General features: G+C 64.8%; 8 protein-coding genes and 1 pseudogene. 6 read left to right on the plus strand and 3 right to left on the minus strand.

Annotated features, from left to right (window positions below):
* The first annotated feature begins 98 nt into the window (after positions 1 to 98).
* From C1I95_RS27315 to C1I95_RS34930, 3 genes are all read left to right on the plus strand, one after another.
* Positions 99 to 1550 carry an NsdA family TPR-like regulatory protein gene (locus tag C1I95_RS27315; protein WP_499877992.1) on the plus strand — a complete coding sequence of 484 codons (1452 nt, stop codon included), beginning with the start codon at positions 99 to 101 and terminating at the stop codon, positions 1548 to 1550.
* 325 nt (positions 1551 to 1875) lie between these two features.
* Positions 1876 to 2232: a hypothetical protein gene (locus C1I95_RS34925; RefSeq protein WP_146605862.1), complete on the plus strand. Its 357-nt coding sequence runs from the start codon at positions 1876 to 1878 to the stop codon at positions 2230 to 2232.
* Between the two features lie 215 nt (positions 2233 to 2447).
* Complete coding sequence (locus tag C1I95_RS34930) at positions 2448 to 3809, plus strand: hypothetical protein (protein ID WP_146605863.1); 1362 nt, start codon at positions 2448 to 2450, stop codon at positions 3807 to 3809.
* A 188-nt stretch (positions 3810 to 3997) separates the two neighbouring features.
* On the opposite strand, the gene C1I95_RS34935 is transcribed toward C1I95_RS34930, so the two are convergent.
* Positions 3998 to 4402 (minus strand): hypothetical protein, encoded by a 405-nt coding sequence (locus C1I95_RS34935; protein WP_146605864.1) that lies wholly within the window; start codon positions 4400 to 4402, stop codon positions 3998 to 4000.
* 178 nt (positions 4403 to 4580) lie between these two features.
* On the opposite strand from C1I95_RS34935, the gene C1I95_RS27320 reads away from it, so the two are divergent.
* Positions 4581 to 5819: an IS701 family transposase gene (locus C1I95_RS27320; RefSeq protein WP_111217998.1), complete on the plus strand. Its 1239-nt coding sequence runs from the start codon at positions 4581 to 4583 to the stop codon at positions 5817 to 5819.
* Here the strand turns inward: C1I95_RS27320 and C1I95_RS35950 are convergent.
* Positions 5789 to 6121, minus strand: a complete 333-nt coding sequence (locus C1I95_RS35950; RefSeq protein WP_199523929.1) for a hypothetical protein — start codon at positions 6119 to 6121, stop codon at positions 5789 to 5791. The genes C1I95_RS27320 and C1I95_RS35950 overlap by 31 nt on opposite strands.
* A gap of 83 nt (positions 6122 to 6204) precedes the next feature.
* Here C1I95_RS35950 and C1I95_RS27330 point away from each other — a divergent pair, with 83 nt between their 5' ends.
* Entirely contained in the window at positions 6205 to 7290 is a 1086-nt protein-coding gene (locus C1I95_RS27330; RefSeq protein WP_111217997.1) for a hypothetical protein, read from the plus strand.
* Positions 7291 to 8272: 982 nt separating this feature from the next.
* Positions 8273 to 9430, plus strand: a complete 1158-nt coding sequence (locus C1I95_RS27335) for a zinc metalloprotease (protein ID WP_233513914.1) — start codon at positions 8273 to 8275, stop codon at positions 9428 to 9430.
* Between the two features lie 1154 nt (positions 9431 to 10584).
* Here C1I95_RS27335 and C1I95_RS27345 read toward each other — a convergent pair.
* Positions 10585 to 10671, minus strand: a pseudogene (locus tag C1I95_RS27345) (IS5/IS1182 family transposase); the annotation flags it as partial.

A 10671-nucleotide genomic window follows, 5' to 3' on the forward strand; every position in this document is an offset into this window, starting at 1 on the left:
CACCTGGAGCGGCCGAACCCCCTTCCCACCCACCAAGCCACGCCGGCGGTCGGTGTGAAACCCCCAGCCGTGGCCCCATCCACGACGCATTGGTATGTGTGGGCGTCAGCGTTGCTCGCCTCGCTCGACGATCAGCATGTTGGCTGCCTGCGACCCCCGGAGCTGGTGGCCCGCCTGGCCGTCGACCGGCTCGGCCACGTCCTCGCGGAGACGGCCCCACCACCCGGGAGGCGGCAGACATGGCCCCGGTGACCGCCTCCACCGCCGTCGCTACTGATGGTTGCATCGCGACCACCAGTCCCTTGGACGGCCGTCGCGCGGCCCAGGTCCTCGGTGAACGCGTCCGGCAAAGGCGGCGACCGGTGCAGATGGTGTTGTGGGCATTGGGCGAGGACGAGATCGCCCAACTCGCGCAGCCCCACACCCTGGCCGATCCGGTGGAACGTCTCGCGCGCGCCGACGAACGCTACGGCGGGGTTGGACTGGCGGGCCCGGCAGTCGGACACGCCATGCGGATCCTCCGTGCAGTTCCGCCGCCTGGAGTGTCGGATCAGGTGCGGGCGGTGGTTGCCGCCCAGCACCTGGCCCAGGCCGCCTGGTGTGCGTTCGACGCGGCCGAACCGCTGGTGGGCGCCGGTCTTCTGGCCAGGGCCCGGCAGGTCAGCGCTGGCGTGCCTCGCCCGCTGGCGCAGCGCCTCAACCGACACCTGGTGCACCTGGATCTTGTCCTGTCCGGCATCGGGCTTCCATACACCGCCGATAGCCGCCGTGGCATGCTCGCCGCTGCGATCGCGGCCCGGGACGGCGCCGCCCGCGGGCCGCTCAGGTATCGAGCACTACTGGCAGTGCACACCGCCCGCGTCCGCGCGTATGCCGGGCAGATGGGGGAGGCACGGCGGCTACTGCGCTACGCGCAACGCACCCTCGACCAGGCCGCCCGGATGCCAGTGCCGTTATGGCTGGCCTGGTTCGACCAACCCGCCCTGCACATGCTCACCGCACGGGTGTGCCAGGCCGCCGGCATGCTCGACGAGGCCGCCGACCACGCCCGACAGGCCGTCCAGACAATGCCCGCCTACCGGGTTCGAGACCGAGTGCACGCCCTACTCACCCACGCCAACGCCCAACTGGCCACCCAGGCGGTAGACGAGGCCGTCTGCGCCGCGCACACCGCCCTACGCCTGGCCGGACACCTCCACAAGGGCCTGCTCGTCGGGCGAGCAGCCGTCGGCCTGCAACAACTGCGTACCACCCTGGACCGCCACCCCTCGACCACCGCCATGCAATGGCTTGCCGCCTACGACACCGCCGCAGCCCGAGCCGCGATGATCGCCGACGTCGACATCGTCCGCCTCGCCCAATCAGGTGCCGACGAAGCGACCATCACCCGCCGGCTCGGACTGCACCCGTCCGATCCGACCAGCCGCCTGGCCATACTCAAACGCCGATGCCAGGCCCGAACCATCCCAGAGATCGCCGCCCTCGCGACCACGCTGCTACACCCCACCGACCTAATTGCCGTCCAGACAGGGGTGTTTCGTTTTCGCTGATCCGGCGTTGCGCTCAACGGGCCGCAAGGGTCGGCCGGCCGGCGAAACGGCTGCGATGCTGGAACAGTCACGCCCGTGCTGATCAGGTGCCGAACATCCGAGCACCATCGGAGCACCACGTGATCAGTTCGCTGCTACCGTCGGGCAGGGGTACTAAGGCTATAGATCCAGATTGGCCTGGTTGCGGGCGATGGTGACCAGCCAAGCGCCTCATCGGGCAGTTCCAGCACAGCTGAGCCCTGCCCTGCCGCGTGAGTTGCACCAGCCAAATACAATGCACGTGGAATGATGCAGTTGTTTGACATCGCCGAGTGGGAGGGTTCACGTGCGCGACCGCATGGCCGAGTTGATGGACGAATACCGGTCGACAGACGCCGACGGATTGCTAATCATTATTGGCGAGGAACTGACACGTGGCACTACAACGCTACATTCACCGCAGGAGCTCAAGGGAATCGCGCTGCGATTCATCAGCTCTTGCTCAGCTAATATTCGGCAAGCGATCTGCGGCAAGCGCGGATATCTAGAAAACGACGAGGCCGAACTTGCCGTCGCCGTCGCCTCAACCATCAGCGAGAGCGTGCCTCTCACCACCGCCCTTTTGGTAGGACTTTACTGTGCGCGTCGCGGTGTTCGTTGGCTCTGCGAGCACAAAGGCGTCGCGGATGTCGATCAGCGATGAAGCGCCCGACGTCACGGCACGCCCACTATTTCGAGCCGTCGAGGTCACTTTTTAATTGCGCGACAAGAGTGCTCCGTGTAGACGAAGTTGACCTTGAGATGCGAAACCGGATAGCAGAACCTAACCCAGGCGACTGGGAAAAATGCTATAAGATCCTACATGAATACGCGCATTTCCTCCAATATTACACCACTACTCATGGATATCTTTTCCATTTGACCTTCGAGCAGTATCTAATGTGCCTGGACCTCTTGGCGGGAGAAGGCTACGGCGGTCGAGAAGACCTGCTTAAGCGTGCCCCCTTGCTCACCAGCCCAAACCCACATCCCGCATATGAATGGCTCATCCCTGCAGCGAGGCATTTTAAGCGAGTGTCGGATGCTCTGGGAGGGGCCGGGAGCTTCCCTCGGTACTTAGGCACCGATGGACTGCCCGATCTAGCCCAAATTCGCGCCGATTTAACCGCGACATTCGAGGCACCGTTTCCATACGTATTGTTTGTATTTCAGGAGCACGATAGCCCGTATGACTACGAGACGCCGCAGGCTGTAGAGGAAATCCGACGATCTAGCACCCGGCAGGTGCTTGAATCCCATGCGCACGCTCTTGCCTATCTCTGGCTTAGCGACATACTCGCCGCAAAGGGCAGACGGGCCGAACTCGGCCAACTTCAGAGCTTCTTTGAATCCAATTCGGTCGGCCCTTACCGTCCATTTAGGCTTCTTTTTAACACTCTGACAACCCGTGAAGCGGCGCAGGTCTATTGCGCGCTATGTGACCTTGCGCTGAATCCGGCGATTCCCGCGACTCGTCGCACAACATGCGATTCTAGATTCTTCGATCCGACTGCAAGACTTGCCCAGTACGCCTATTCATCCTTCCAGAATATTATGCCGACACGAGGCCTCGATCGAGATGCAGGTTGGCACTATCGCGTACTTGAGAGCCTTCATCAGCTGGTCGCCCAAGGTGGGCTCGACGTCAGTCTCACCCTGCCACATATTGCCCAGGCGAGCCGCAGGAGCGACGGAATGTTCGCCTACGCTGAAGGCTTTCGGAATATGCTTGAATCGACCGTCGCGGCGATAGCCGAACAGCGAGCATCTGTAGGGTATGTCCGCCCACTCCAGCGCTGGAGCGATGAGTATTACCGCACGGCTTCACAAGGGGCAACCTTGAGGCAGCACCGTCCTCTCCTGCTCGGGACCGGGTCTAGCGAAGAAGTGTTGGCTGCAATCGGAATGTTAGGCTGGCCAACCCTCGTTTCTCAACATGGCAGCACTCGGGAAATCTGGCCACGCGAACTTCTTGTTGATTGGCGCGACAACCACTGGTTCGGCACCGGCCACAGGGATCCACGAGTTACACTCCATGTCCCTGACTGGATCAGCATGCTCGATCGCCTCGGCCATCTTGATGGCCAAAAGGCCTTCCAATGCTCCTTTGATCACGGTCCTGAGGACCCGAACGTCGTATTCAAACGATTCGCGCTAGAGTACGACGAGAACCGAGGGCGGAGCCTGCCGATTCTCCGGCCGTTTTCTGAAGTGGTGGGAGGCCTGAAATGGCAACGATAGTACCTCGATCCGCTGGCCAGGATTACTCCTTACACATCGACTGCACACCCAGGGCTTGACAGAGGAGCTATGTACAGTCCCGCGCTGTCGGAAAAGCTACGATGCGAACTCTGCATCAAGGATTCGTGGATTGTCGGCCAAATTCTCGAGCAACAGCGGTTCGAGCGCGCGCTGCAATCCGCACAATCTCAATCATCTTCGCCCTTAGCAACATCAACCTTGTCCATGCCACCAAGATCTTCGAATCGCTGTTCGGCGAGCTCGGTCAGGCGCGCAAGCTGCCTCAGCAGGCTTAAGCGAAGCCCGGCGTTGGCGAGGCTCCTTTCCGATATTCTGGTGCTGAGTTTTGCCAACATGGCGGCCCGGCGTCGGATCCGGACATCGGGATGACCCAACCGAATCCTCGTTGCGGGGCAGTAGAGATCGAATCGAACGCTAGCGGGCATTGAATCTGGACGCACGCCTGTCGGCAACTGCACCTTCTTTTCATTGAATATGTGCTTGCTGTTTTGCTCCGCTATGAGATACTCGAGCCCACTGACGTACTCGCTGGCCTCCTTCTTCTCTGATTCGTCTGGCCAGAACGGCCACACTTCGATCTCTGCTACCTCCAGCGGATCTAGTACTCCAGCCGGGGATGTTGACCTTGGCTGGGGCAACGGGTGCAGCCACCGTCGATCATGGGCGGTTGTGTGGACTGACCATGACGCGGCGGTGGCTGCGGGATACAGGGTAGACGCCCGCCGGTGGCGGGTATTGTTCGACGACCTGATGCTGACGGTCGGGGGGCGTTTCCGCAGGCCGGAGCCTCGCCGGCGGGTGCGTGACTTCGTCCGGGGCCTGCTGGCGCCGTTACCGTCGAAGAACTGCTGGACGATCGCCGAGCACGCCGGTGACAGCGGTCCGGACGGGATGCAGGACCTGATGACCCGCGTGCGCTGGGACGACGCCGCCGTTCGCGCTGATGTCCGCGCGTTCGTCGGTGAGCACCTCGGTGACACCGAGGCGGTGCTGGTCATCGACGAGACAGGGGACCTGAAGAAGGGCCGGCACACCGTCGGTGTCCAACGTCAGTACTCGGGCACGGCCGGGAAGATCGAGAACTGTCAGCTCTCCGTGCACCTGGTCTACGCCACCGACACCGCCCACGCGATGCTCGACACCGCCCTCTACCTGCCGAAGTCCTGGAGCGATGACCCGCACCGCCGCACGAGGGCCGGTGTCCCCGCGCAGGTGCGGTTCGCCACGAAGCCGCAACTGGCGTCCCGGATGATCACCAGCGTGGTCACCGCCGGGCTGCCCTGCCGGTGGGTCGCCGGTGACGAGGTCTACGGCAACGATCCCCGCCTCGCCGCCGGGCTGCGCCACCACAGACTCGGGTACGTCCTGGCCGTGTCCTGCTCCCACCAGGTCACCACCGGTCTCGGCGTCCACCGCGTCGACGCCCTCGCCGCCGGTCTTCCCGCCACCGCCTGGCAGTGCGTGTCCGCCGGAAGGGGCGCGAAGGGTCACCGCTGGTACGACTGGGCGTTCACCGCCCTGCCCCACGCCACCGACGGTCAGGATGGACACCACTGGCTGCTGATCCGCCGGAACCGCCGCACCGGTGAGCTGGCCTTCTACCGCTGCTGGTCACCGCAACCCGTCCCCTTGCACCGCCTGGTCGCGGTCGCCGGCCGCCGCTGGAGGATCGAGGAATCGTTCCAGACGGCGAAGACCGGACTCGGCCTGGACCAGCACCAACACCGCCGCTGGACGTCCTGGCACCGCTGGACCACCCTGGTGATTCTCGCCCACGCCTTCCTCGCCGTCGCGACCGCCAGCCAACGGCATCAACCGGCCGGGCTGATCCGACTGACCAGCAACGAACTACGCCACCTGTTCCACGTCCTGATCATCGAACCCACCCGCCGCCGAGGGGACCCGCTGCTCTGGTCAATCCGCAGACGCCGTCACCAGGCCCGAGCCATGACCAGCCACTACACCCGCCAAGCCCTCACCGAACCATGATCTAAATCCCCGGCTGGAGTACTAAGCCATGTGTAGTCGGTGCCGCCGAACTCGTTCGAGCGGAGGACGAACACCTCTCCATCGACTTCAACCGTGAGTGACGTGGCGTCGGCCGCACCTTCGGTTTCGGGGCGCAGGCCGGGCACAGCCTCGGGACTGGCCTCCCGGCCGCCGTTGCCGTTGTCTGGGTAGATCCCCTCCACGCAACCATCATCGTGGGTCTGCCTGCCCGGCGTCCGGATCTGCCGCCGGTAGAGCGTCACGAAGCTTCCGTCACCAGCAAGCACGAGCTGGCTATTCATGTCGGGTTGACCTCGCCGCGGGCGGAAAACTCACCGAACCATGATCAACTATGGGATTTGGTCCGGGCTCCTATACTCGCCCGATGATCGAGGGATGGTCGGTTGTCCCGGAGCGGGTGGCGGTGGATGCTGCCGGCCCGGACGCCGAGGTGGTGCACGGTGATGGGATCACTCTCGCGTACGGGGCCGACGCTCTGGTCGTGATCGTCGACGCCGGAGACCGGCCCCACGGCAACGCTGTCGACAACGCGAACACCCTGATGCTGCGGGAGCCGTTGCCCAGCGAGACGACTCAGTGGATAAATTCGACGAACAAGTCCAAGCCGCTTCTGGGCTTTGTCAAGATGGCCGATGGTTGCCTGGCTCTCGGCGAGCTCTACCAAGCCACCAGCACCTACCGCGGGATGAACCCATTCACGGGGGAACAGGGAACCCTCACGTCCGCCACGCTGACCTGGGGCGACCGGTTTTCCCCGGAACTTTTGGACAAGGTGCGGCCGACGCCGACACTGCCGGTACCCGGTATCGACTGGCTGGACGATGTGCCGCAGGACCTGACCCGGGCGCTGCGGTCCTTTCTGACCGCTTGGTACGCCGATGTGCCGGTGCCACCGGCCGCACCCCAACGCGCGGCCATGAAACTTCCGGCCCCGTTGCTGGCCTTCCATGACATCGTCGCCGGCCGCGAGGAACTCCTCGGCCGGCAGGACTTCATCGAGCCGCTCGACGAGATCGAGTACGCCGAAGACGCACCACTGGTGGTCTTCGCAGCCGAGAATCAGGGCGTCTGGGTGGCACTGATCGACCCCACCGACGACGATCCCATCGTGTGGTACGACGGCGGCCCGCAGCGGCTACGCGAGCGGGAACGCCTCAGCGGCTTCCTGCTCCAGTTCGCCCTCAACGAAGCGGTGAGCACTTCCCCGTTCGGTGGCTTCGCCACGGTCACCCCAGAAGTGCTGGACCGGTTCGTCGAGGACCTGGTTCCCGTCCCGCTACAGCCGATGCGGGTACCTGGCGACCCGACACGCCATTGGGTGGCGCCCGGACTCGTCGCGATGGCAGCCGACTACGGCGACAGTGGTATCTGGCTGAGCGTCGGCAGCCGGCAACGCTCCGCTCTGCGGCCCCTACGCACTCGCCTCGACTGGGAACGCTTCAACGGCTGACCAGCACAAAGGCTCCAGCCGAGCGCACCCCTCCTACAACGGAGCGGCACGTACCGCTGGTCGGCGGTCACCCCGGACCAAGTGCGCACATCTGGCACCCGAGCGGACGCGCCCCACGCGTCCGCTACGACTGGCCCGTCGGGTTCGACCGTTCGACGACCGGGCTCTTGGCTGCCCGGTGATCCGTCTCTGACGCCACTGCAGGCAGGGGGATCGGGGAGCGGGATGGGAGCAGCCGGATGCGCTGAACGGCAGTCAACTGCGTCCAACGGCGCTGAACAGCACTCAACGGCACCGGCGCCACCTGCGGCTTTGTGTTTCCGCAGGTCAGAGCCGGTGCCGCGTCCTGCTTCACACGGAGTGCTCAGCCATACTGAGCCGGATTCGACGATTCCCTATGTCGCCTGGTGGGGGAGTATCCGCAGGTCAGGGCGGTAAGGAGCCGATGCAGGGCCCGGTCTTGCGGGTGGGTGCAGATTGGGTGCAGTTTGGCGAAGTGGTCACCGCGTCCGAAGTGCTCACCGGCGCTGGGCACGAAGCGGTGCGCTGAACTGCAGTGATATGGGCGAGCGGGCCGGCGTGACCTCCCAGAGAACACCGAAGTGGTCAAGCTGGCTGCTCCTTACCTGCCTGGTGTCAACCGCCGTCTGCCGCCTCTTGGCACCGGCCGAGCGGGCCTGTGTCGCATCGATGTATGGCTCTGGAATCTGCCGCAGGCGCGTCCGTACGGGTTCCGAGAGCTGAGACTCGGATCCCACGTGCGGCGCTCTGACCAGGGGATTCGGCATGGTGACCTCTTCGGCGCACCCGAAGGAGTCACTATCCGCCGCGCGGGCGGACGGCCCTGCGTTAGGCAGAACGTCTCCTGGCTGAACGTGTGGGTTAATGCGGGGCCCGGATCGGGGGAGCGCGTTGGGAGCAGCCGGGTACTGTCCGGCCGTACTATCTCGCGGTGATGTCCCCTCGCCGACGGCTGGTCGCCGTGTCCATCCTCTTGGTGTTGGAGGCGGTGGCGCTCGCGCTATTCGTCACCGAGTCCGTGACGGGCGCGATCGCCGCCGCCGGCCTCACCTGCGTGTCGTTGTGGGTGCACGTCGTTCTGCACGAGTGCGGGCACCTCGTCGTGGCGAAGCTGCTGCGTCTGCCGGTCATCGCGGTCCGTATCGCACCCTTCACCGGGTGGCGGAGCGAAGTGTGGGTCCGACCGACGCCATCGGCGACCGCGTTGCCGCTGCGGATGGTGCTGTTCTACCTCGGTGGCCCGATGACGAACCTGTGCACTGCGACGGTGCTCGGTGCCGCAACGGCGTTGACGAGTGCCCCGTTGACGCGCGTCGCACTGCTCGGCGCAGCGCTTGTTGCAGCGCTGCTCGGGGTGGTCAATCTCATTCCCGGGGTATCGCCCCGCAGTGACGGCCGCAACCTGCTTCGCTGGCTCTTCGCCCCAACAGCCAGCCGCGCTGCGTTACAGGCGGGCTACTACCAGGAGGAGGTAAGTAGGACGTTGCAGGCGATTGCCCGAGGGGCTGTTGGCGACGATCAACCTGGAGATCCTGTTCGCGGTGGCAACGACCCGCGACTCGCGCTCGCTGCCTTCCAACAGCGCTGGAGCACGGGACATGCGCAGTCGGCGGCGGACTTCATCGCCGACGCCGAGCGGCTCGCGGCGCTGGCTCGCGCCGACAGCACCGATCCCATGGCCGCCGCCGCAATCGGGCAGGTGCTTACCGTCCAGTTCGGGTTGTGGTACCTGTACGTCGCGGTGGTGAACGGCTCACCGGTCGAACACAAAGAGGTGCGGGAGATCTCGGAACTGGCCCAGCTCGCCTTCCACGTGCAGCCGCACATGTTGTCCCCTCGCGTCGCTATGAGTCTCGCTCACCTGCTCAATCAGCGGCCGGAGCAGGCGCGGTCGTTGCTTCTCGACATTCGGCCGGGAGTTGACCCGCCGGACCTATGCAGCGTCGCGTTTCTCCTACGGGCCATCGCCGAGTGTTACCTCGGCAACCACGCCGATGCGGACACCGTCATCAGGGCGGCCGGCGGCGACTACCAGCAACTGACACAGGTCGCTGCCGCGATCCAGGCAGCCGAACCGATGCCGCCCTTGTTCGCCCTGGCACCGATGGCTGACACCTGACCGGCGTGCCGGCACCAGCAGACGCGGACCGTGTCAAGGGTCCGACGCGCCAGGCCGGCACCGCGAGTGGGCGACAGCGGCGTCGATGTTTGGCCGGTGGCGCCATGCCTGCTTTCCGGCAAGCGAGAGGTCAATTCGCCTGGTAGGAGCATCGCCGCAGCCAACAAAGCGGTCACCCGGCACGTCCTCGTCTGCGCTTGAAGGCCCATTCTCCGACGGTCACGGCTCCGCATCGGCCTATCACCTATCCGTGCCAGTTGGACGACGACCGGTACAGCACCGCAGCTGCTGAGACTGGTTCGCAGCTCCACCCGGCCACCAGGTTCGATAGGCCCTACAGTGCGCTGGTGGCGCTGGGCAGAAGGACCTATCGGTCGTCGACAAGGGAGGCAGGTTCACCTCCACGCTGTCGCTGAGGCCTTCCCCGCTCTTCGGCTGAGTGCGCGCCGTCTATCCGGCGACGCCCGTTGGACAGATGGATGCCTGCCCGCGTTCGACAGGTGGCTTGCGGCTGACTCAACGCAGCGTCCTGTCGGACGTTCGACGGTTGGCGGAGCAACATGATACGGGTGGACTGAGGGCTGGCACACGCGTCGCCGTGATGCTCGGGCCTCTCCCCTCCCTCCTTTGTAGACGCGGTGAGGCCGAACCTGCGGAAGGGTGGCCGCCGTCGCTCCCCGGCGGCCGTCGGTGGCGCATTCGGTGGTGCTCTCGTTACGCCGACACGCCGCCCGGACGTATTGATAACTATCACCTTCGCTTGCCCTCGCAATGCCTTGTTCTGCTGTGATAAATCACCTAACCTGGGCGATCTCGAAGTTCAACGGGGGAGCGACGGGATGCAACTGGATATTCGGCTTCTCGGCCCTATGGAGCTGAGGGTGAACGGCCGATGCGTCACCCCAGGCGCGGGAAAGCAGCGGGCGGTGCTCTCTGGGCTTGCACTGGCGACGAACCGGGCGGTGTCCTTGAACCGGCTGGCCGGCATGGTCTGGGCGGATGTTCCCCCGCCTTCGGCCGTGGCCAACCTACGTTCGCATGCAGCAGCGCTTCGCAGCTTGGTGGGCGATCGGCTGGTGACTCGTCCAAACGCGTACGAGTTTCAATTGCAGCCCAGTGAGCCTTTCCGAGTAACGGTTGGTGGCGTTGGGTGATCATGTCGTGCGGCAATGGTCGATGTGGAGCAGGACCAGGGCGGCGGCGGTGATCCGGCCGATGCTCCAGGGACACAGGCTGACGTT

It is taken from the genome of Micromonospora craterilacus, from assembly GCF_003236315.1.
Taxonomy (GTDB): Bacteria; Actinomycetota; Actinomycetes; order Mycobacteriales; family Micromonosporaceae; genus Micromonospora; species Micromonospora craterilacus.